At 56.8% G+C, this 20,816-nt stretch carries 21 protein-coding genes and 1 pseudogene; 9 read left to right on the forward strand and 13 right to left on the reverse strand.

From position 1 onward, the window contains the following. Positions 1 to 19 precede the first annotated feature (19 nt). Entirely contained in the window at positions 20 to 433 is a 414-nt protein-coding gene (locus AC0B60_RS10965) for a VanZ family protein (RefSeq protein WP_465085832.1), read from the forward strand. Between the two features lie 479 nt (positions 434 to 912). Here the strand turns inward: AC0B60_RS10965 and AC0B60_RS10970 are convergent, their stop codons facing one another. Continuing rightward, positions 913 to 1,563, reverse strand: coding sequence for a class I SAM-dependent methyltransferase (locus tag AC0B60_RS10970; protein WP_465085833.1), 651 nt, complete (start codon positions 1,561 to 1,563; stop codon positions 913 to 915). A gap of 134 nt (positions 1,564 to 1,697) precedes the next feature. Here AC0B60_RS10970 and mnmH point away from each other — a divergent pair, with 134 nt between their 5' ends. The 5 genes from mnmH (at position 1,698) to AC0B60_RS10995 (ending at position 6,289) form a co-directional block, all read left to right on the forward strand. Beyond that, a complete protein-coding gene (mnmH, locus tag AC0B60_RS10975; RefSeq protein WP_465085869.1) occupies positions 1,698 to 2,789 on the forward strand; it encodes a tRNA 2-selenouridine(34) synthase MnmH in 1,092 nt (363 codons plus the stop codon). Between the two features lie 159 nt (positions 2,790 to 2,948). Then, positions 2,949 to 3,782 (forward strand): mechanosensitive ion channel family protein, encoded by an 834-nt coding sequence (locus AC0B60_RS10980; protein WP_465085834.1) that lies wholly within the window; start codon positions 2,949 to 2,951, stop codon positions 3,780 to 3,782. Between the two features lie 171 nt (positions 3,783 to 3,953). Continuing rightward, positions 3,954 to 4,511, forward strand: a complete 558-nt coding sequence (locus tag AC0B60_RS10985) for an aminoacyl-tRNA deacylase (protein WP_465085835.1) — start codon at positions 3,954 to 3,956, stop codon at positions 4,509 to 4,511. Between the two features lie 86 nt (positions 4,512 to 4,597). Beyond that, a complete protein-coding gene (locus tag AC0B60_RS10990) occupies positions 4,598 to 5,884 on the forward strand; it encodes an FAD-dependent monooxygenase (protein WP_465085836.1) in 1,287 nt (428 codons plus the stop codon). Positions 5,885 to 5,923: 39 nt separating this feature from the next. After that, positions 5,924 to 6,289, forward strand: coding sequence for a histidine triad nucleotide-binding protein (locus tag AC0B60_RS10995; protein ID WP_465085837.1), 366 nt, complete (start codon positions 5,924 to 5,926; stop codon positions 6,287 to 6,289). Between the two features lie 182 nt (positions 6,290 to 6,471). On the opposite strand, the gene phoU is transcribed toward AC0B60_RS10995, so the two are convergent. The 5 genes from phoU to AC0B60_RS11020 form a co-directional block, all read right to left on the reverse strand. Next, the gene (gene phoU / locus AC0B60_RS11000) at positions 6,472 to 7,194 is read right to left on the reverse strand and encodes a phosphate signaling complex protein PhoU (RefSeq protein ID WP_465085838.1); all 723 of its coding nucleotides are present in this window, start codon (positions 7,192 to 7,194) and stop codon (positions 6,472 to 6,474) included. 33 nt (positions 7,195 to 7,227) lie between these two features. Next, positions 7,228 to 8,115, reverse strand: coding sequence for a phosphate ABC transporter ATP-binding protein PstB (pstB, locus tag AC0B60_RS11005; RefSeq protein ID WP_465085839.1), 888 nt, complete (start codon positions 8,113 to 8,115; stop codon positions 7,228 to 7,230). 11 nt (positions 8,116 to 8,126) lie between these two features. Then, entirely contained in the window at positions 8,127 to 9,401 is a 1,275-nt protein-coding gene (pstA, locus tag AC0B60_RS11010; protein ID WP_465085840.1) for a phosphate ABC transporter permease PstA, read from the reverse strand. Then, positions 9,394 to 10,782: a phosphate ABC transporter permease subunit PstC gene (gene pstC / locus AC0B60_RS11015; protein WP_465085841.1), complete on the reverse strand. Its 1,389-nt coding sequence runs from the start codon at positions 10,780 to 10,782 to the stop codon at positions 9,394 to 9,396. The genes pstA and pstC overlap by 8 nt, the downstream gene beginning before the upstream one ends. 142 nt (positions 10,783 to 10,924) lie before the next feature. Continuing rightward, a complete protein-coding gene (locus tag AC0B60_RS11020; protein ID WP_465085842.1) occupies positions 10,925 to 11,977 on the reverse strand; it encodes a substrate-binding domain-containing protein in 1,053 nt (350 codons plus the stop codon). 196 nt (positions 11,978 to 12,173) lie between these two features. On the opposite strand from AC0B60_RS11020, the gene AC0B60_RS11025 reads away from it, so the two are divergent. Continuing rightward, positions 12,174 to 12,578 (forward strand): acyl-CoA thioesterase, encoded by a 405-nt coding sequence (locus AC0B60_RS11025; protein WP_465085843.1) that lies wholly within the window; start codon positions 12,174 to 12,176, stop codon positions 12,576 to 12,578. On the opposite strand, the gene arsJ is transcribed toward AC0B60_RS11025, so the two are convergent. Genes arsJ through AC0B60_RS11040 form a run of 3 tightly spaced genes read right to left on the reverse strand, consistent with a single transcriptional unit; the run spans position 12,579 to position 15,571 of the window. After that, complete coding sequence (gene arsJ, locus AC0B60_RS11030; protein WP_465085844.1) at positions 12,579 to 13,775, reverse strand: organoarsenical effux MFS transporter ArsJ; 1,197 nt, start codon at positions 13,773 to 13,775, stop codon at positions 12,579 to 12,581. It lies immediately after the preceding gene. A 1-nt stretch (position 13,776) separates the two neighbouring features. Next, positions 13,777 to 14,781, reverse strand: a complete 1,005-nt coding sequence (locus AC0B60_RS11035) for an ArsJ-associated glyceraldehyde-3-phosphate dehydrogenase (RefSeq protein WP_465085845.1) — start codon at positions 14,779 to 14,781, stop codon at positions 13,777 to 13,779. Positions 14,782 to 14,806: 25 nt separating this feature from the next. Continuing rightward, entirely contained in the window at positions 14,807 to 15,571 is a 765-nt protein-coding gene (locus AC0B60_RS11040; protein WP_465085846.1) for a metalloregulator ArsR/SmtB family transcription factor, read from the reverse strand. Positions 15,572 to 15,662: 91 nt separating this feature from the next. Between AC0B60_RS11040 and arsH the strand changes: the two genes are divergently transcribed. Together arsH and arsB are read left to right on the forward strand one after the other, a co-directional pair. After that, positions 15,663 to 16,379 (forward strand): arsenical resistance protein ArsH, encoded by a 717-nt coding sequence (gene arsH / locus AC0B60_RS11045; protein ID WP_465085847.1) that lies wholly within the window; start codon positions 15,663 to 15,665, stop codon positions 16,377 to 16,379. A 10-nt stretch (positions 16,380 to 16,389) separates the two neighbouring features. After that, positions 16,390 to 17,457: an ACR3 family arsenite efflux transporter gene (gene arsB / locus AC0B60_RS11050; protein ID WP_465085848.1), complete on the forward strand. Its 1,068-nt coding sequence runs from the start codon at positions 16,390 to 16,392 to the stop codon at positions 17,455 to 17,457. A gap of 652 nt (positions 17,458 to 18,109) precedes the next feature. Here arsB and AC0B60_RS11055 read toward each other — a convergent pair. The 4 genes and pseudogenes from AC0B60_RS11055 to AC0B60_RS11070 all read right to left on the reverse strand — a co-directional run. Next, positions 18,110 to 18,208: pseudogene (locus tag AC0B60_RS11055) on the reverse strand (Tn3 family transposase); the annotation flags it as partial. Between the two features lie 271 nt (positions 18,209 to 18,479). Beyond that, positions 18,480 to 18,689, reverse strand: coding sequence for a hypothetical protein (locus AC0B60_RS11060; protein WP_465085849.1), 210 nt, complete (start codon positions 18,687 to 18,689; stop codon positions 18,480 to 18,482). Next, positions 18,690 to 20,102, reverse strand: coding sequence for a TolC family outer membrane protein (locus tag AC0B60_RS11065; RefSeq protein WP_465085850.1), 1,413 nt, complete (start codon positions 20,100 to 20,102; stop codon positions 18,690 to 18,692). Between the two features lie 29 nt (positions 20,103 to 20,131). Continuing rightward, the gene (locus tag AC0B60_RS11070; protein WP_465085851.1) at positions 20,132 to 20,719 is read right to left on the reverse strand and encodes a TetR family transcriptional regulator; all 588 of its coding nucleotides are present in this window, start codon (positions 20,717 to 20,719) and stop codon (positions 20,132 to 20,134) included. Between the last annotated feature and the right edge of the window lie 97 nt (positions 20,720 to 20,816).

Consider the following 20,816-nt stretch of genomic DNA (forward strand, 5'->3'; position numbering starts at 1 on the left):
CCACAGCCCGACGGTGACCATGGCATTCCTGAGGCAACGCATTTTGTTCCTGCTCGAGTATCAGCCTTTATGGCGGGCGATACTGGTGCTTTCGGCAGCAGCCATCATCTACCTCGCGACCACCAGCCAGCCCTACCCGATTCCCTCCGCAGCAAGCGACAAGGTCAATCACCTGCTGGCATTCTTCCAATTGGCGGTGGTTACCCGACTGGCTTGGCCGGCGTTGGGGAGATTATGGATTGTCATCGGCCTGCTGGCGTTCGGGCTCGTCATCGAGCTTGTCCAGGCCCAGCTGCCCTATAGGACCTTTGCCATTGCCGATATTCTCGCCGACGCGGCGGGCATTGCTATTGGATTGCTACCGTGTCCAGTATTTATAAAGCCACACGAGCACGACAGCCGGGCCAACGCTCACGCCAATACCCGTCCATAAAACACCATGCAGCGGACTTGAGACATCCACTCGAATCCGTGTGAGACATATCCCACAAACACGTAGGATCTTACTGCGAAATAGCGTAGGTTTCCCCGGAAAGAATACTCGCCAACAATTCAATTAACTGATATTTAAGAAATTATAAGCCAACCATTGCCAGCACCGTTGCTCTGGCGTGCACAGTTCACATGTTTGTAAAACTGCGATTGGTATAGTGGCTACATCAAGGATGACAGGGAAATGGACGACGCACTGGATGCACCCCGGCAATTGGACGCAGGGAGAAGCAAGGACACAGGGATGCCTCGCTTAAGGGAGAACTCTTCGGATTGCCGGCTCGGACGCCGGCACCACGGACTGGCAAGGGAAACCGGCAACAGGGTAGTTGCCAACAGCGCAGGGACGCGATGTCTGTTCCGAGAAAGGGTAACCGAGAGGTTGCCCTTTTTTTTCGTCCGCTCTCAGGCCATCAAGCTCTAACCCGCCAAGTACACCCGAACCCGATTAAACTCCTCGAACTCATTCAGGTCTGGCCAGGTACGACCTTCGATCACTTCCTGCTGCCGGTAGTGATCATCACCGAGATTCCGCAAGCGGGAATCCGCCAGCACCACCAAGGGCGCAGCTCGCCTGAACTCGGACAGCAGCGGGCGGTTTTCCGGGTCATACAACACGTCCGCCGCAGTCACAACGTCCAAATCGCTTGGTCGCGCCGTCCAATCGCCACTCAGGGTGACCGACACGCCATTCAACCTGGCGTTCGCCGCAGCCGCGTCCAGTGCAGCCTGGTCGATATCGCAGGCGATGGCCTCCCTCGCCCCGGCCATTGCGGCAGCGATGGCCACCACTCCGGAACCGGACCCAAAATCCAGCACCTTTTTGCCTTTCACCAAATGTGGATGGGCGAGGATGTAAGCCGCCAATACCTGCCCACTGGCCCAGCAAAACGACCAGTACGCAGGCTCAGCGACCACCGCCTGCGCTTCTTCGTGGCTCAGTGGGCCTTCCAACACCCCAGGGTCGAACAGATAGAGGAAGAGGTCGGGGCAACTCGCCGGGGCTGTAACGGCAACCCTCCCCCGACTGAGGGTTTTCGCAAGATGCTGATCTAGAATATCGGGGGTCATTGTTACTCCGGAACACAGGCCTGGCAAGGCACGCATTGTAACGGCAGCAGCGCGGTGACACACCCGCAGGCGAGCAAAAAACCAGCATGTCCGTTATACTGCTGCCTCATTTCCCGTACGAACCCAAACCTGCCATGCCGTCCAGACCTGATACCAGTGACTATCTTTCCCTGTTCCTGAACGACGTTCCACTGATGGACGTAAGGGCCCCGATCGAGTTCAGCAAGGGCAGCTTCCCGAACGCTATCAATGCGCCACTGATGAACGACGAAGAACGTCATCGGGTGGGTATCTGCTACAAGGAAAAAGGTCAGGACAAAGCTATTGAACTGGGCCACCAACTGGTTTCCGGGGACCTCAAGGCGCAACGCATTGAAACCTGGAAGCGATTTTCAGCCCAGAATCCACAGGGCTACCTGTTCTGCTTCCGCGGCGGCCTGCGTTCGCGGCTGACTCAGCAGTGGATCAAAGACTCTGGCATCGAGTATCCGCTCATTCAGGGTGGCTACAAGGCCATGCGTCGTTTCCTGATCGACAGCCTGGAAGCCCTCACGGCATCGTCCGAGTTCGTTATTCTCAGCGGCCGCACCGGCACCGGTAAAACCCGCGTGCTGAATCAGTTGCCCAACCCTGTTGACCTTGAAGGGTTGGCAAATCATCGTGGCTCCAGTTTCGGTCGACAGGTAACGCCCCAACCGTCACAGATTGATTTCGAAAACCGCCTGGCCGTCGCCATGCTTAAAGCCCATCATCATGTCGGCGGGTCGGTTTACCTCGAAGATGAAAGCAGGCTGGTGGGCCGGTGCGCCCTGCCGGAAAGCCTCAGGAACCGAATGGCAACAGCACCCTTGATGGTGCTGGATCAACCGATTGAGGAGCGAGTACGAATTATCCGCGAAGACTATGTTGACCAGATGACGGCCGACTACGTGGAACGCGACGGCACAGAAGCCGGCTGGCTCAACTTCCGCGACTATCTTCTCAGCGCCCTCGACAGAATTCAGAAACGCCTCGGCGGTGAACGCCATAGCCGACTGCGGCAGATGATGGAGGATGCCCTCGACCGCCAGCACCGAACCGGGGAGACCGGTGCGCACCATGAATGGATCCAGGCACTGTTAAGGGACTACTACGACCCCATGTATGACTTCCAACTCCGCCAGAAGGAAGGCCGCGTTGTCGTGAAGGGCGGGCCGGAAACCATCATCGGGTGGGCCAGTCGTTGATTTATAACGTACAACGCCCCCACGTAATCCGGACACGCATGTTGTACGTTTGCCACAAACCTCTGCTATAACAAAACGCAGGCAAATCTCAATTGAACAGCCGTTGTCCCTGTCAGATTTCAAACAAAAAGCCACTACTACCGAACAAGGAGTCACTGAATGGAAGATCTTCTGGGAACCGACATTAATGCCTCAGAGCTATGGGACCAGGCACTCGCGTTGGTCATGACCTACGCCCCAAAGTTCGTCCTGGCTATCATCACGCTGGTACTCGGCCTCTGGCTGATCAACCGTTGTATCGGCATTCTCGATAAAAAGCTGGGCGCAAAAGACCCGACACTCAACAAATTCCTGTGTGGCCTGATAAGCGCCATCTTCAAGGTCATGTTGCTGATCTCCGTCGCGTCGATGATCGGCATCGCGACGACGTCCTTCATCGCAGTTATTGGTGCTGCTGGCCTGGCCATCGGCCTCGCGCTCCAGGGCAGCTTGGCCAACTTTGCCGGCGGAGTGCTAATTCTGATCTTCAAGCCGTTCAAGGTGGGTGACACCATCGAAGCCCAGGGCTATCTGGGCGCTGTTGCAGAGATCCAGATTCTATACACTGTGGTGAACACCTTTGATAACCGCCGCATCGTCATTCCCAATGGCAGCCTCTCCAATGCCACCCTGGTGAACGTTAGCATCTACGGTACACGCCGCTGCGACATGACCTTCGGTATTCACTACGACGACGACATCGACAAGGCCAAGGCCATCCTCAAGCGGCTGTTCGACGAAGACGAACGTTCACTTAAGGACCCTGAACCACGTATCTGCGTGGGCAGTCTTGGCGACAACTCCGTTAACCTGATGTTCCGTGCCTGGGTGGCCACCGATGACCTCTGGCCGTACTACTGGGACATGCACGAAAAAGTGAAGAAAGCGTTCGATGCGGAGGGCATTACCATTCCATTCCCGCAGCGGGATGTGCATGTCTACAAATCAGAATGATTGGTATCTCATTAACACACACTGTTACTCGCATTCTGTACAACCTCAACTAAGCTGACCAGTAATGGCGGTGCAGTCGCAACAGCGGTTTCACCGCCAGTCACCGGAACCGGTGCAACGAGAAACCGCCGGTTCCAGTACCGCTGTCATTGCTGGTAGGAGGTTGTCACTATGCCGGTACAGCAGTTGAAGGAATACCTCGACCAGGCAGGCGCGGAGTACATGTGCCTGTCTCACCCCCCTGCGTTCACTGCCCAGCAACTCGCCCACCACGTCAAGATTGCTGGCGACCGGGTGGTGAAAACCGTCATTATCGAACTGGATGGCAAGATGGCGATGCTGGTGATGCCAGCCACCTGGCGCATCCGCTGGGACCGTCTGACACGAATTCTCGATACTGACTTTGTTGACCTCGCGGACGAACAGGAATTCCAGGACCGCTTTCCCGAGTGCGAAGTGGGCGCCATGCCGCCATTCGGCAACCTGTTCGATATGTCCGTTTATTGCGCAGAGGCTCTGACCCGGCAACCGGAACTGGCCTTTGCCGCAGGCAGCCACACCGAATCCATCCACATGAAGACGTCAGACTTCCTCGAGCTGGTGCATCCGATGGTGCTGGAGCAGGGATTTGTAAAACCCGGTGCGCAAAAGCCAGCCTGGCTCAAAGGCCGTCCCCGCAGGGCAGAGTCCCTGACCGGCAGCTCCACCGCCAACCTGGCCGGTTACTGACACCAAAAACCGGCCGAGGCCTGATTCGGACGGCTTGTCTGAATGCGCCCATCGCGTAAACTGGGCGTACCAGACAGGAACCCGTTATGACTCAAGCCTTTGATATTGTGATAGTCGGTGCCGGCATGGTCGGTGCCGCCCTCGCGACCGGACTTGGCCGCAGTGGCTTCCGCGTGGCCCTGGTTGACCGCAGCTCCGCCCCCGAGTTTGATGCCTCACAGCCTCCCGACATCCGTGTGTCAGCCCTGAGCGCCGGCAGTGAACGCTATCTCAGCGAACTTGACGTCTGGCCCGGCATTCTCGCCATGCGTGCCACGCCCTACGCCCGACTGGCGGTATGGGACGAGACCCGCCACCCACTCAGCAGCCTACTACCCCGCAAAGTCGCTGATGTGGTGTTTGACGCCAGCAACCTGTCCGCCCGACACCTGGGGCATATCGTGGAGAATCGCGTTACCCAGCAGGCGTTGTGGAGCGGTGCCGCGTCTCTGGCCTCAGTTACCCTGTTTCCCAACAACGCCGTCAGCCATCTCGATAACGGCGACCACCACGCCGCTGTGACCCTGGAGGACGGCATCGAACTTGAGTGTCAGCTGGTAGTGGGTGCCGATGGCGCCGCCTCCGGTGTCCGGGAACTGGCGGGCATCGGCATAACCCGGGACCAGTACCAGCAACAGGCAATGGTCATCTCGGTTCGCTACCAGGGCGCGGTTGAGGACATCACCTGGCAAGGATTCTACCCGTCAGGCCCCCGCGCATTCCTGCCGCTGCATTCCGCTGGCAATGGCGAAAGCTGGGCATCCCTCGTGTGGTACGACTCGCCGGAGCAACTAGCGCACCTGAAATCGCTGGACGACCGTGCATTAATGGCGGAGATACAGAACGCCTTCCCGCCGGAATTGCCTCTGCTGACACACATTGAAGCCAAAGCCAGCTTCCCGATTGCCCGCCAGCACGCCCAAACTTACGTAAATAATCGCGTGGTACTGGCAGGCGACGCCGCTCACACTATCAATCCACTGGCAGGCCAGGGCGTCAACCTGGGTTTCCAGGACGCCCACTGCCTGCAGTCCGTCATCCGCGAGGCCAAACGCGCCGGCCGCGACCTGGCCGATCCGGCGTGGCTGGCCAAATACGAGCAACAACGCCGCCCGGCCAACCGCCGCATGATGATGGCGATGGATGTGTTCTACCATCTGTTCAGCAACCGCACGCCGCCGCTGCACCTATTACGCAATCTGGGCCTGGGCGCCGCGAAAGCGATGCCATTTGCCAGAAACCGGGTGGCCAAATACGCTATGGGTATCGACGACGAACTGCCCCCGCTAATTCGCCAACTGGCGGAGCGGCTACCGGGGATGAAGCACCTCTAAGCCAATTCAAAATCCTCAACTCACCAACAGGGAATCATCATGGCGGAAACCATTTTCACCAAGATCATGAACCGGGAAATTCCGGCGGACATCGTTTACGAAGACGACATCAGCCTGGCCTTCAAGGACATCAATCCGCAGGCACCGGTACACCTGCTGATCATTCCGAAGAAGGAAATCGCAACGATCAACGACATGGAAGAAGGCGACCGCGAGCTTTTCGGCCATTTGTATTGGGTGGCAGCCAAACTGGCGAAGGAGATGGGATTTTCGGATGACGGCTACCGGACCGTGATGAACTGCGGAGAAAACTCCGGCCAGACGGTATTCCACATCCACCTGCACCTGCTGGCCGGCAAGCCCCTCGGTTGGCCGCCGTATACCGACAGAATGAAGCAGGCCTGATGGTTTTAGGTAGTTGTTGCCGAGGCCAGCTCAAAGCTTGATAGGCCGGTGGGCGGTACGGCTTTCCGGGATCTATCTTTCGCCATGGATGGCGAAAGCTAAGCGCCCATGGACGGCTTGAGCGTGTCCCGGAAAGCCGTACCGCCCACCGGCCCTGCCACCAAATTCAGACCGCCTAAGCTTCAGCGACCAACGACTTTTTCGGCTTCCTCAACGGGCGTATGCCGAACATCCTCGCCTTTGACCATGAAGATCACATTCTCGGCAATGTTGCAGGCATGATCCCCCACCCGCTCCAGGGCGCGGAGAATCCACATCACCGACATGCAGCGGGAAATGTTGCGGGTGTCTTCCATCATGAACGTCAGCAACGTTCGCGTGGCCGCCTGGTATTCCTCGTCAACGCGCTTGTCCTCTTTCATGATCCGAAGCGCCTGCTCCGAGTCGAGACGGGCGAAGGCGTCCAGGGCGTCGTGCAACATACTAAGAACATGATTGCCAATGTGACGTACTTCGACGTAGCCACGAGGCGCCTGACCTTCCTCTGACAGCTTGATAGCGAACTTGGCGATTTTCTTCGCCTCGTCACCCACCCGCTCCAGGTCCGCCACCATTTTGATCACCGAAATCACCAATCGCAGGTCACGAGCAGTGGGCTGGCGGCGCGCAATGATCAGCGTCGCTTCCTCGTCGAGCTCCACTTCCATCTGGTCGACTTTCTTGTCGGTAGCCCGAACGTCGTCCGCCAGGTGGCCATCGTTATCCACCAGTGCGGTAATCGCACGGTCAACCTGAGACTCCACCAGGCCACCCATCTCGAGGAACTCGCTCTTCAGAGCCATCAGTTCGTCATTGAACTTGTGCGAAATATGATCGCCGTAAACATCGTCCTTTTTATCTGGCATGACTGTGTTCTCCAGTGTTCAACAATACCGGCATTAACCGAAACGGCCGGTGATATAGGATTCGGTAAGTTCGTGCTCGGGCGACGTAAACACCTTGCTGGTCTCATTCACTTCCACCAGGTGCCCCAGGTGGAAATACGCCGTTCGATTCGATACCCGGGCTGCCTGCTGCATCGAGTGGGTAACGATCACGATGGTGTAGCTCTCGGACATTTCCGTCATCAGTTCTTCGACCCTCGCGGTTGCGATGGGATCCAGCGCGGAGCAAGGCTCGTCCATCAGAATGACCTCTGGGCTAACAGCAATGGCGCGCGCAATGCAGAGGCGCTGCTGCTGACCACCGGACATTCCAGTAGCCGTCGCATCCATTCGATCTTTGACCTCATTCCAAAGGCCAGCCTTACGCAGGCTGTTCTCGACAATGTCATCAAGATCGGATTTTCGATTGGCCAGGCCATGAATCCGTGGGCCATAGGCCACGTTGTCATAGATGGACTTGGGGAACGGGTTTGGCTTCTGGAACACCATACCCACCCGCGCACGCAATTCGACAACGTCCCGACGACGGTCATAGATGTCCTGATCGTCCAGCTGCAGTGACCCCGTCACCTTGCAGATTTCAATGCTGTCGTTCATCCGGTTGAGGCACCTCAGGAAGGTAGACTTGCCGCACCCTGATGGGCCGATAAAGGCGATAACCTCGTTCTTCGCCACATCCAAGCTGATGTTCTTGATCGCCCGGGTATCACCGTAGGAAACATTGACATCGCGAAGCTTGAATTTGGCATTGTCGGCAAAAGGCTCTCCCACCGTTTTGCCTTCCTCAATAATCGTTTCCTCGGGCTGTTCCCGCACCGGAGCAACCGCTTCAACCTCTTGATGATCGGCTTCTTTGGTAATCGTTGGGTTCATCGTATTCATCGCTTATCTCCTTACCACCGACGCTCAAGGCGCTTACGAAGCCAGATGGCCAGTGCGTTCATGCTAACCAGGAATGCCAGCAACACCATGATGGCTGCTGACGCACGTTCTATAAAGGCAAGCTCCGGGCTGCCCGCCCACAGGAAAACCTGAACCGGGAGCACGGTCGCCGAATCGAAAAAGCCGTCTGGAACATCAACAATGAACGCCACCATACCAATCAGCAACAGTGGAGCGGTCTCGCCCAGTGCCTGCGCCATGCCGATGATGGAACCGGTCAACATTCCCGGCATGGCCAGCGGCAATACATGGTGCAGCACCACCTGCATTTTGGAGGCACCAATGCCTTCCGCAGCTTCTCTGATTGAAGGCGGTACACTCTTAATGGCCGCCCGGCTGGAAATGATGATGGTTGGCAGGGTCATCAACGTCAGTACGAGACCGCCCACCACCGGAACCGATCTGGGCATGCCGAACAGATTGATGAACACCGCCAGGCCCAGCAAACCGAAGATAATCGACGGCACTGCAGCCAGGTTATTGATGTTTACTTCAATGAAATCCGTGAGCCTGTTTTGAGGTGCAAACTCTTCCAGGTAAATGGCAGCCGCAACCCCGATAGGGAACGAAAGAGCCAGAGTCACCAGCATGGTCAGCAAGGACCCGACGATAGCCCCGAGAATGCCTGCGCGGGATGGATCACGGGAATCGCCGCTGCTAAAGAACACATCGTTGAAAGATGTCTGCACAACCTCTTTTTCCACCAGTTGATCCACCCAACGCTGTTGCCGATCACTGAGCTTGATGGAATAGGCGTCGTCACCTGCATGCTTTACGTAGACATCCACGTCGGTGTGAGCCAGAACGGTCAGCGTTCGGGTGGTACCAAGCCACTCGGGGTTCTGCTGGAGCATGTCACGCAACTCATTCGACGCGTATGGGTTAAGCAGATTACGAACGGCATCCCTATTCTCTTCCGACGCGCCCGGCACCTGTTTGATCAGCGCCTGCAACAATGGCTCCACGAAGTCGGCCATTTTTATCTGCTGTTTGTCCGTGGCGTCATCCAGATACATCATGCCACCATCAAGCTCGACTTCCATGGTAATGGTGGTTTTGGTGAAGCCGGTATAGCCTTTACCAATAATGTCGACGAACAGCACCACCAGGGCAGAAAGCGCAATCGCAATCGCCAGTATGCCGTAAGCCCGGAACCGGCGCTCCTTGCGGTAACGCCGCTTGAGTGACTGGCGGACGATCTCCGCCTGTGAACGTTGATCAGTCATACTGTTCCCGATATTTGCGAACGATTTTCAGGGCCACCACATTCAGCAGCAGGGTAGCGAGGAAGAGCATCGCGCCGAGGGCAAAAGCCGCCAGGGTCTTGGCGCTGTCAAATTCCTGGTCGCCGGTCAGCAGGGTGACAATCTGTACGGTAACCGTGGTGACGGTTTCCAACGGATTGGCCGTCAGGTTTGCCGCCAGGCCCGCAGCCATAACCACAATCATGGTTTCACCAATGGCCCGCGAAACGGCCAGCAGTATCCCACCCATAATGCCGGGCAGAGCCGCCGGAAAAATTACCTTCTTCATCGTTTCCGACTGGGTAGCACCCAGAGCCAGAGAGCCATCACGCAGGGTTTGCGGTACCGCGTTGATGACGTCGTCCGACAGTGAAGACACAAACGGAATGATCATGATGCCCATGACCCCGCCAGCAGCAAGCGCACTCTGGGACGAGGCATCAATACCCAGCGAAGCCGCGAAGTTACTGATAAACGGCGCTACGGTAAGTGCCGCAAAGAAGCCGTAAACCACCGTCGGGATACCCGCCAGCATCTCAAGCAACGGCTTGACCACACCGCGGACGTTCTTATTGGCGTATTCCGAGAGATAAATCGCCGACAGCAACCCCACCGGCACCGCAACCAGCATGGCAATGGCCGAAATCAGCAGTGTGCCGGTGAACAGCGGGATCATGCCAAAGGCACCCTGGGCCGCCACTTGATCCGCTCGCAATGCGGTTTGCGGGCTCCACTGGGAGCCAAAGATAAACTCGGTGAACGGGATTTTCTGGAAGAACCGGAAAGTTTCAAATGCGACGGAGAAAATGATCCCGATGGTGGTCAGAATCGCCAGGGCGGCACAGGCGAAAAACAGCCATTTCAGGATCGACTCAACCTGTGTTTGGGCGTTTAATGCCGGACGAACCCTGAGCCACCCCAGGAACCCTGCCAACACGGACACAGACACGACCAAGGCGGTCATAAACATCCGGCCTTGTTCCCGCAGAACTTTCAACCGCTCCGCGGCTTCGACAATTGGCGCTTCCGCAAATCCCGGAGGCAGACTACCACTGGCCACGTTACTGATTTTGCTCAATAGAAGGCTCGCTTCGCCTTCGGATGCCGGCAGCATTTCCTGGGGTAAGGAGCCAATAATCAGAGTCTGGATCACCTTTCCCTGAAACGCAGCCCAGAGCCCAAGCACAAGCAGCGCGGGGATACCGCACCACAAAGCCGCTCGCGCCCCATAATAGAACGGCAGGGACTTGAGATGACGAATGCCTCCCATCGGCATCGCGAGTGACCGCGATCGGGCATAGCCCAAGCCGTAGGCAACCATCGCAAGCACGATGGTCAGTAAAAGCAGGTTGGCCGGTTGCATGAATATTCCCGTAACAAACTAAAAAGAACCACAAGTGTAATCATTCGGAAAACAGCTCGCACTTGCTGCTTTCCAGACGTGCAAAAGGGTGCGCGCCTTTCAAAGACCCGCACCCTTGTCCGTCAACACGGTGTTGACTGGCTTACATCAGCTCTTCCTTGGCCAGGTTAGGCATTTTGGATGCCTTGTCCTGAAGCTTCATCAGCGCATCGCGCGGCGGAACGATCAGGCCAACGTCTTTCAGGTAGCCGTTCTGGCCCATGGCACTCGGACTTGCAAAGAACTCGGCGTACTCTGCGATACCCGGAACCACGCCAACGTGGGCTTTCTTCACGTAGAAGAACAGTGAACGGGCAACCGGATACTCGTCTGCGGCAATCGCTTCAGCCGTTGGAACCTTGCCGTTAAGGGTCGCAGCCTGCAAGCGGTCAGCGTTCTCTTCCAGGAAGCTGTAGCCAAATACGCCGTAAAGGCCTTTGTCGTCGATCAGTTTCTGAACGATCAGGTTGTCGTTCTCGCCGGCTTCGATAAACGCGCCATCTTCACGAACGCTCTGACACACGCCTTCCATGTCGTCTTCGCTCATGCTGGCAACCGCAGGCAGATCTTCACAGCCACCCTGAAGGGCCAACTCGTTGAAGGAATCACGGGTACCGGACGTTGGGGGAGGCCCCATCACACGGATGGCAACGTTTGGCAGGCTGGAATCGATGTCATTCCACTTCTCGTACGGGTTGTCTATCAGCTTGGTCTCGTCGTTCGGTGAAGGTACTTGCTTGCCCAGGGCCAGAAACAGCTGTTCAAGGGTGATGTCCAGGTTATCCGCTTTCTGCGAGCTGGCAATCACAATGCCGTCGGAACCGATGCGGAATTCGGTGATGTCTTTGACACCATTTTTCTGGCAAAGATCGTACTCGGAGGTCTTCATGCGACGTGATGCATTGGTGATGTCCGGATGCTGGGTACCGATACCGGTGCAGAACAGCTTCAGGCCGCCGCCAGAACCAGTAGACTCAAGCTTTGGAGTCGGGAAGTCTGTAGAAGAACCGAAACGTTCAGCCACAACCGTCGCGAACGGGTAAACAGTAGAAGAACCGACGATGCTGATGGTATCGCGAGCCATAGCCGGAGAAGACACAGCGGCAATGCTGCCTGCCAGTGCTACGGTTGTAAGGGCTGTTCTGAGTTTGATCACGTTGAGTCTCCATTTGTCACTTTTGACTTTATGTACGGGTTTGCTTCACCGATGAGTGAACAGTAAAGGCAGTCTGTGACAACTTTGTTACAGCCGTTGAAATATAGAGCACGACATTCAATTTCTCTTGCAGACGCCGCGCAGGCCGCTAACATGCGGGGTACTAAAACAATTCGGTACTGATAAGGTTGAATCCATGACGGCGCTTGATGACGACAAACCCACGCCCCGGGGCGAACTGGTAATCCAGGTGATTCCCCTGCCCTCCGACACCAACCCCAACGGCGATGTATTTGCCGGCTGGCTGGTCAAACAGATGGACATTGCCGCCGCAACGCTCGCGGGCCGGATTTCCCAAGGCCGCAACGCCACTGTGGCGATGGACAGGATGGAGTTTCTTTCACCGTTGCGGGTGGGGTCTCAGGTTGGCTGCTACGGTGAGTTGGTGGAGGTGGGGCGCAGCTCCATGAAGATCAACATTGAAGTCTGGACCCTGGACCGAACGGCCAAAGCCCCACGCAAGGTGACCGAAGGTCTCTTCATTTACGTGGCCATCGACGAACATGGCCGCATCCGTGAAGTACCCGACCAAACCGCTTGATCAGACGGCGGCAACTGGTCGCTTCTCCGGTAGCAGCACCGAAAGCAGTGCTGCTACCGCCACCAGCCCGGCGGATATCCACAAGCAGGCTTCCAGCCCGTAAGCCTGGTACACCCAGCCTGACAGGACTGTTCCCAGCAGGCGGCCGGCAGCATTCGACATATAGTAGAAGCCCACATCCAGTGAGACACCGTCGCCTCGCGCGTAGCTGACGATCAGGTAACTGTGCAGCGAGGAATTGATGGCAAACAGCACACCGAACAAAAACAGGCCACCGATAACCACCACCTGGGGCATCCAGCCCACCATCAGACCAGTCGCGATAGCCGCGGGCATCAGCGCCAGGGCCGTCGCCCAGAGCACCGCAGGTTGTTTGCTTTCCATATTCCCGGTAATGCGTGGCGCAATGGTCTGAATAAAGCCGTAACCGATCACCCAGGTGGCCATGAACCCGCCCACTTTCCAGAAATCCCAGCCGAACACCGTGTGCAGGTATACCGGCAGCGCCACCACAAACCACACATCCCGGGCGCCAAACAGGAACATCCGAGCGGCAGACAGCACGTTGATCGCACGGCTTTTGGACAGTATCTCGGTAAACTTGGGCTTCGCCTTACTCTTGCCCAGCTCCTCCTTAAGCAGGAAGAGGCTCGCCAGCCAAACCACGCCCAGCGCTATGGCCATCGCAACAACCGCGCCCTGGAAGCCGGCTGCCATCAACAATGCACCACCAAGGAAGAAGCCCACCCCCTTGAGGGTATTCTTGGAGCCGGTAAGGATGGCCACCCACTTATACAACGTGCCCTGCTGCCCATCCGGCACCAGCATCTTGATGCCGCTCTTGGCAGACATCTTGTTCAGATCCTTGGCAATGCCGGACAGCGCCTGCGCCGCCATCACCCAGGGCACCGTGAGCATGGCCGCGGGCACCGACAGCATGGCCAGGGCTGCGATCTGCAGGAACAGCCCGATATTCATGGTCCGGTTCAGCCCCATGCGGGCACCCAGATAGCCACCCACCAGGTTGGTCACCACCCCGAAAAATTCGTAAAAGATGAACAGCAGGGCGATTTCCAGCGGTGAATAGCCAAGCTGATGGAAGTGCAACACCACCAGCATCCGCAGGGCCCCGTCAGTCAAAGTAAACGCCCAGTAGTTGCCGGTGATGACCAGGTACTGTCGGATGGCGGAGGTCATATCAGGCAGAACCGACCCAGCGTGCCAGTTCGGCGGTGCGGTTGGCGTAGCCCCACTCGTTGTCGTACCAGGCGTAGATTTTTACCTGGGTGCCATTGACCACCATGGTGGAAAGCGCATCCACAATGGACGAGCGTGGATCGGTCTTGTAATCGATCGACACCAGCGGGCGCTCTTCATAGCCCAGGATGCCTTTGAGCTCACCCTCCGCAGCCTCTTTCAGCAACTGGTTTACGGTATCGCGATCCGTGGGCGTTTCCACTTCAAATACGCAATCCGTCAGCGAGGCATTCGTCAGTGGCACCCGAACAGCATGACCATCCAGACGGCCCTTCAGTTCCGGGAAGATCTCGATAATCGCGGTGGCGGAACCAGTGCTCGTCGGAATCAGGGAACTGCCACAGGCACGGGCCCGACGTAGATCCTTATGGGGCGCATCGATGATGGTCTGGGTATTGGTCAGGCTATGGATCGTCGTGATGGAACCGTGTTTGATGCCCAGCTTCTCGTGGATGACCTTCACCACCGGGGCCAGACAATTGGTGGTGCAGGAAGCGGCAGTGACGATACGGTCATTGGCCGGGTCAAAGATGCCATCATTCACGCCCACCACAATGTTTTTGGCCCCCGCCTCTTTCACCGGAGCGGTCACTACCACGCGCTTTACGCCCTGATCGAGGTACGCCTGTAGCACGTCCACCTTTTTCATCTTGCCACTGGCTTCAATTACCAGATCACAGCCCGACCAGTCAGTTTCCTCAATCGTTTTGTTTTGGGTTACGCGGATACGCTGATCGCCGATGACCATCTGCGAACCGTCAACGCCCGCTTCATGGGCCCAGCGGCCATGAATACTGTCGAAATTCAGCAAATGCGCCAGCGTCTCGGCATCGGCGCCCGGATCGTTGATCGCTACAAACTCCATCTCCGGCCAATGCCAGGCTGCCCGTAGAGCCAGACGACCGATTCGGCCGAATCCATTTATTCCGACTTTGATCTTGCTCATGATGTACTCCAGAAAACGTTGCCCATTAAATGCACCGCATAACCGGCCTGTCGGGCATGGAAGAAAGGCGCTCAAGTTCCGAAATAATCAGCCCAGGATTGCTCTCGGCCGTTTCATTCAGAACCCGCGACAGCCACTGCGGCATCCGGGGATTCAGGGAATAGTACATCCACTGCCCCCGACGCTCCGCTTCCAGCAGACCCGCCTCCCGCAAGGTAGCCAGGTGCCGACTGGCCTTGGGCTGGGAAATATCAAGGGCGGCGGTCAGTTCGCAAACGCACAGCTTCTTCTGGTGCCGAACCAGCATCAGCGCAGCCAGGCGAAGCTCCTCACCCAACGCTTTGAATATCGCAACCGGGTCAAAATCTACCGGCTTCATACCGGTTTCTTTCTTGTGCACCAGAGTAAACAGACCAATGCGCTCGCGGATTTCCTTGAGGGTCAGCGCGAAAGTGGCATGGCGCCCGCTCGGCACCGGATCCGGAAAGTCCCAGGCGATCTGTTGGGCAGGCTGACAGACATTGCCGCATTCATTGGCGGCCTTTTCACAAAGGGTGATCACATAATCCCAATGTTCGCTCTCAAGGCTCACCAGGGGTTTACTCTGCAAGCCATCCACGGAAAAGCCCGCCTCCGAGAGTACCTGAAGCGCCATTGGGTGGGGGTTGTCAGGCTCCGTGCCGGCGCTCGCCACTTCAAACTGGTCGCCGGCCAGTTCCCGTAGCAAGGCTTCCGCCATCAATGATCGGGCGCTGTTGGCGGTACAGACGAACAAAACGCGTCTCTTCATATGCAAATTCTCATATATTCGTTTTTATGCATATCTATTTTAATGCATAATATCCGGAAGATTTTAACGAGTAAAGGACCCCTCTATAACAATGAGCACCCACGACCTCCCTAATATCGACCCGGATCAATTCAGCAACCCCACTAAGGAGCGGGTTTTTGCAACAACCCCTTCTTCACACCTCCCAAAGATACTGTTGCTGTATGGCTCACTGCGGGAGCGCTCATTCAGCCGGTTAGCCATTGAGGAAGCCGCCCGGTTGCTGGAAGCCATGGGCTCGGAAACCCGCGTATTCGACCCCCGGGGCCTGCCCCTCGCCGATGCCGAAGACGCGTCCCACCCCAAGGTTCAGGAATTGCGGGAGCTGGCCCAATGGTCGGAAGGTATGGTGTGGTGTTCCCCGGAGCGCCACGGTGCCATGACCGGCATCATGAAGACCCAGATCGACTGGCTTCCCCTGTCCATCGGCGGCGTACGCCCGACCCAGGGCAAAACCCTGGCGGTAATGCAGGTGTGTGGCGGCTCCCAGTCATTCAATGCAGTGAACCAGTTGCGTGTGCTGGGTCGCTGGATGCGGATGGTGACGATTCCCAACCAATCGTCGGTACCCAAGGCGTTTACCGAATTCGATGACAACGACCGAATGATGCCCTCACCCTATTACAACCGCATCGTGGATGTGATGGAGGAACTGGTTAAATTCACCCTGCTGATCCGGGACCGCAGCGACTATCTGACGGATCGCTATTCCGAACGGGTGGAGAGTGCCGAGGCCGTATCAAAACGAGTCAACCAACGATCCATGTGAGAGATAAGCCATGAGTAGCAATGTGGAAGCCACAACAGACGACACCGGCGGCGGCATGGACCTTTTCGGGAAATACCTGTCGGTCTGGGTGGCTCTGGCAATCGTCACCGGTGTGGCCCTGGGGCAACTGGCGCCCGTAGTGCCAGAGACCTTGGCGCGCTTTGAATACGCCCAGGTATCCATTCCCATCGCTATCCTGATCTGGGCCATGATTTTCCCGATGATGGCGCAGATTGATTTCAGTGCCGTTGTAGGGGTCCGAAAGGAACCAAAAGGCCTGGCCATCACCACCTTCGTGAACTGGCTGATCAAACCGTTCACCATGTTCGCCATCGCGTGGTTCTTCCTGATGGTGGTGTTTGAGCCGCTGATTGCCCCCCAGTTAGCCAGTGAATATCTGGCCGGTGCGATCCTTCTGGGCGCGGCACCCTGCACCGCCATGGTGTTTGTCTGGAGTTATCTCACCAAAGGCGATGCCGCCTATACCCTCGTTCAAGTGTCCCTGAACGACATCATCATGCTCTTTGCCTTCGCGCCCATCGTGGTTTTCCTGCTGGGCATTTCCGACATTCAAGTGCCCTGGGATACGGTCATTCTCTCCGTGGTGCTGTACATTGTGATTCCGCTGACTGCCGGCTATCTCACCCGCCGCGTCCTCGTTGCTCGCCGCGGTCAGCACTGGTACGACGATGTGTTTATGAAGCGCCTTGGCCCAATCACGCCGGCAGCACTGATCGTCACGCTTATATTGTTGTTCGCGTTTCAGGGTGAAGTGATCCTGAACAACCCCCTACACATCGTGCTGATCGCCGTGCCACTGATACTGCAAACATTCCTGATCTTTTTCCTTGCCTATGGCTGGGCACGATTGTGGAAAGTCCGCCACTGCATCGCAGCACCTGGCGCCATGATTGGTGCCAGTAACTTTTTCGAGTTGGCAGTCGCGGCAGCCATTGCACTGTTCGGCCTTCAGTCGGGGGCGGCATTGGCAACGGTGGTGGGTGTTCTGGTTGAGGTTCCGTTGATGCTAGTTCTCGTTCGAATTGCCAACCAAACCCGGGAGCGGTTTCCGGCCTAGCTTGGGCCGCTCAATAAGTCCACTTTTAAACAAAAGCGAACATTTAGTTTTCCGACAGAAGACAGGCTCGGCACAGAATTTTTCGGTTCTGACGTCTTGTGCAGTTGGGCATTCAACGTGTGAAACAAGAGATCGTTTTCTTGGAGTGGCGTATGTTCCACAATCACAATCGATTTCTCGAAGATGCTTGCGGAACATCAGTGCTCCACCGAATGGCAATTGGATCAGGTTTACCTTTCGTACGAAGCGCCTACAACTGCCCGAAGGGCAGAGACGCGTATGGCTCGCAGCCCAAAGCTTCGAACTCAGGCCGATTCATGTAGGTCGCTTTCGGCTGATACTCACCCATAACCGACGCTTCGTCGCCAGCAACACTGGTATTCTGAACAGTCTGTTCAAAATCAGTAGCCGGCAGCATAAACCTCATAATCAGAAAAGCGGCATTGGCGTTCTCGGGGCGATTCTCTGGCAGACTGCTGACGATGGTATAGAAACTGTCTGGGTTGATGGTTACCTGCTCGTCGAACATGCACTCTTTCACGGCCTGGGAGTATAATTCGTTCTGGCACATAGACCAGTATCGCAACTCCCCTTGCTCGAAAAAGCCCTGGCCCTCCAGCGTTGCAGGAACCTTTGGAATCTCGCCGCGGATAACCAACTGCTTCAGATGACGGATTCGGGGCATCAGGTTGATACCCAACAGGTAGGCCAACCCGAAGACGGGCGCGCTTTGCTCCTGGGTATCGCCGTGCTTTCTGGCGAAGGATCGTTCCATTGCGCTGGGTGTATAGATTTCCGCCAGTTCCTGTTCAGAGACGTCTGCTTTCAATCGTGGGTATGCGGTTTCATGGACACTACTCATACGCAGTCCTGTAGAATGGTTAAAGGTTCCTTGTCCCGTGGTTATAAGTGCCGTCGGCGTGATTGGCCTTTTGCTGGCGCATTGAATCTTGCTTTGTCGTCGTCAAGGACTATGACTAGACACTCTCCGTTAATCCGATGATAAACGGCAATGCCCCGAATCATGCCATTCTGCGGTACAAATCAACGCGGGTTTCGTAGTCGTCGCTACCAAGATAGTCCGGGGCATAGAATGCCCCCACACCAATACTGCCATCCCAGTCAGCGCCGGTCATTGCATCATGCCACTGACCGTTCGCCAGAGTCACAGCAGAGGTCAGGAACAGAGTCGAGGTTACGGCACTTTTCCATAAAACTCTTAAAAGCATCATTCAGTTCTCCGTCGGATCCGCAATGGTTTCATCGTTTTCGGCGAGAGCCTCAATACCCGGAGCAGAGGGACTGATCCAACGGTTCAAATCCATCAGGTCCTGCGGACTCAGGGTGCCAGCGGACTGTTTTAGGGTGAGGGTGTTGATAACGTAGTCGTAGCGGGCGTTGGCGTAGTTCTGCAGCGCCTCGTAGTAGTCCCGCTCGGCGTCCAGCACTTCGACGATATTACGGGTGCCGACCTCATAACCGGCCCGGGTGGCGTCCAAAGCGCTGCGCCGGGAGACAATGGTCTGTTCCAGCGCCGAAGCGGACTCGATATTGGTGTTGACCTGGCGAAACAAAGTGCGGGTGTTGACCCGCACATCCCGACGAACCGTGTGCAGGGCTTCATCCGCTGCCGTTACCAGCGAACGCTGCTGACGCACGGAGGCCTGTGTGCCCCCGCCCAGGTACAGCGGAACGTTTAGGCGCAGCGCAATCACCCCCTCGGTGGTGGTGCCGTCGCCGGCACGGGTAGCGCCGCCACTGCCGGGGGTGCCGCTGGCGCCACCAAAGCCCAGCCCGTCGATTTCCGTCTGGCCGTAGGAGGCGCTCAAGTTCAGCGTCGGGTAATGCCCGGCCCGGGCGCTTTTTAGCGTGGATTCACTGGCATCGAGCTGAAACAAGGCAGTCTGGATCTGCCAGTTCTGGCCCAGGGCAATGGCCTCCCAGTCGTTGGGGTTCATCGGCTGCGGCCGCGCCAGGGGGAATTCCTGCCGCAGGTTGTCCAGTTGTTCGGTGTATTCGCCGGTGAGCCGGGCCAGCTCCTCGCGGGCAATGTCCAGATCACTCTCTGCAGCAATGCGCCGGCTTTTCGAGTCGTCGTAGCTGGCGCGTGCCTCATAGACCTCGGTGATGGCGATCAGACCGACGTCGTAACGCTCCTGGGCCTGATCGTACTGCCGGCGGATGGCGGTCTCAGTGGCACGGGCGGTGGTCAAGGCATCCGCGGCGCGCAAGACGTTAAAATAGTCCTCGGCGACGGTCAGGATCAGCTGCTGCTGGGCCAGGTTGTACTGGGCCCGGGCGGCCTTGCTCTGGATCTGGCTGGTCTCGAAATCAAACCAGGCGTCGGCGCGGAACAGCGGCTGGGTTAACTCGACGCCGTAGCTGTAGGCCTTGTAGGAGTCGTTGTCGGCGTTGTCCGGGTTCGAATCGATGTGCTGGGCATCGCCAAAGGCGTTGATCTGGGGCAGCAACCCCGAGCGGACCACGTTGATGTTGGCCTGTTCGGCTTCCAGGGTGGCGCGGGCCTCGGCGATACCAGAGTCGTAGGAAAGCGCTTTCTCATAGGTTTCGATCAGATTCGTGGCTAGCACGTGCTGGGCCGACAGCATGGCCAGAAGCCCGAGTAGCAGGCGGTTTCTTTTCATCACATCTTCTCCGAGGAGGGTTGTTAAGTTCAGCGGCATATACCCCTGAAAATGGTGTTCACCAGACTCTCAGCTTCGTCGCGCAGATCGTAGGCTTCAGGGTTTCTGAGCCAGTCATAGTAGATCCCGAGCATTTGAGTGTGCAGAGACCGGGCAGCCTGCCGAGGCGTTAGTGAAGCATGGTGCGGGTTGTGTTCGAAAAAAAAGGTTATGTTGTCAATGGCGACACTGGCCAGTTCATTCTGGGTGCGCAGACTGCGATCCGATTCGGTGTGATGGAACAGAATCTTGTACACCTGAAAATGTCGCTGGTCTTCGGCGAGGGTTTTCAGAGCAAACAAACACAATTGTCTGAGGTCTTCCAGGCAGAGGGATGTCTCACTGGTGACATTTTCCGCCATTTCGGTCAAGGGTAACCGAACCCGCTCCAGCATGGCGTCAAACAGATCAGACTTGTTACGAAAGTGCCAGTAGACGGCCCCCCTAGTAACCTGCGCGGTGCGGGCGATCTCTTCCAGTGACGCATGGGCGACCCCTTTTGCAATAAAGATCTGCTCAGCTGCATCGAGAATAGCTTGGCGTGTGGCTTCTGCTTCTGCTTTCGTTTTGCGGGCCATATCTGTGTCCTCGAGAGGGAGGTATCTGTCTGCTCCCCAAATTTCAAGCACCATAATGCCAAAAGTTTTTGCATACATCCATGTATGAATGTATTGT

The sequence above is a fragment of the Marinobacter sp. V34 genome (assembly GCF_055524115.1).

What these genes read in the sequence shown, in the direction of transcription:
- AC0B60_RS10965 (WP_465085832.1), top strand. Translation starts at nt 20, where the DNA reads ATGGCATTCCTGAGGCAACGCATTTTGTTCCTGCTCGAGTATCAGCCT.
- AC0B60_RS10970 (WP_465085833.1), bottom strand. Translation starts at nt 1,563, where the DNA reads ATGACCCCCGATATTCTAGATCAGCATCTTGCGAAAACCCTCAGTCGG.
- mnmH (WP_465085869.1), top strand. Translation starts at nt 1,698, where the DNA reads ATGCCGTCCAGACCTGATACCAGTGACTATCTTTCCCTGTTCCTGAAC.
- AC0B60_RS10980 (WP_465085834.1), top strand. Translation starts at nt 2,949, where the DNA reads ATGGAAGATCTTCTGGGAACCGACATTAATGCCTCAGAGCTATGGGAC.
- AC0B60_RS10985 (WP_465085835.1), top strand. Translation starts at nt 3,954, where the DNA reads ATGCCGGTACAGCAGTTGAAGGAATACCTCGACCAGGCAGGCGCGGAG.
- AC0B60_RS10990 (WP_465085836.1), top strand. Translation starts at nt 4,598, where the DNA reads ATGACTCAAGCCTTTGATATTGTGATAGTCGGTGCCGGCATGGTCGGT.
- AC0B60_RS10995 (WP_465085837.1), top strand. Translation starts at nt 5,924, where the DNA reads ATGGCGGAAACCATTTTCACCAAGATCATGAACCGGGAAATTCCGGCG.
- phoU (WP_465085838.1), bottom strand. Translation starts at nt 7,194, where the DNA reads ATGCCAGATAAAAAGGACGATGTTTACGGCGATCATATTTCGCACAAG.
- pstB (WP_465085839.1), bottom strand. Translation starts at nt 8,115, where the DNA reads ATGAATACGATGAACCCAACGATTACCAAAGAAGCCGATCATCAAGAG.
- pstA (WP_465085840.1), bottom strand. Translation starts at nt 9,401, where the DNA reads ATGACTGATCAACGTTCACAGGCGGAGATCGTCCGCCAGTCACTCAAG.
- pstC (WP_465085841.1), bottom strand. Translation starts at nt 10,782, where the DNA reads ATGCAACCGGCCAACCTGCTTTTACTGACCATCGTGCTTGCGATGGTT.
- AC0B60_RS11025 (WP_465085843.1), top strand. Translation starts at nt 12,174, where the DNA reads ATGACGGCGCTTGATGACGACAAACCCACGCCCCGGGGCGAACTGGTA.
- arsJ (WP_465085844.1), bottom strand. Translation starts at nt 13,775, where the DNA reads ATGACCTCCGCCATCCGACAGTACCTGGTCATCACCGGCAACTACTGG.
- AC0B60_RS11035 (WP_465085845.1), bottom strand. Translation starts at nt 14,781, where the DNA reads ATGAGCAAGATCAAAGTCGGAATAAATGGATTCGGCCGAATCGGTCGT.
- AC0B60_RS11040 (WP_465085846.1), bottom strand. Translation starts at nt 15,571, where the DNA reads ATGAAGAGACGCGTTTTGTTCGTCTGTACCGCCAACAGCGCCCGATCA.
- arsH (WP_465085847.1), top strand. Translation starts at nt 15,663, where the DNA reads ATGAGCACCCACGACCTCCCTAATATCGACCCGGATCAATTCAGCAAC.
- arsB (WP_465085848.1), top strand. Translation starts at nt 16,390, where the DNA reads ATGAGTAGCAATGTGGAAGCCACAACAGACGACACCGGCGGCGGCATG.
- AC0B60_RS11060 (WP_465085849.1), bottom strand. Translation starts at nt 18,689, where the DNA reads ATGATGCTTTTAAGAGTTTTATGGAAAAGTGCCGTAACCTCGACTCTG.
- AC0B60_RS11065 (WP_465085850.1), bottom strand. Translation starts at nt 20,102, where the DNA reads ATGAAAAGAAACCGCCTGCTACTCGGGCTTCTGGCCATGCTGTCGGCC.
- AC0B60_RS11070 (WP_465085851.1), bottom strand. Translation starts at nt 20,719, where the DNA reads ATGGCCCGCAAAACGAAAGCAGAAGCAGAAGCCACACGCCAAGCTATT.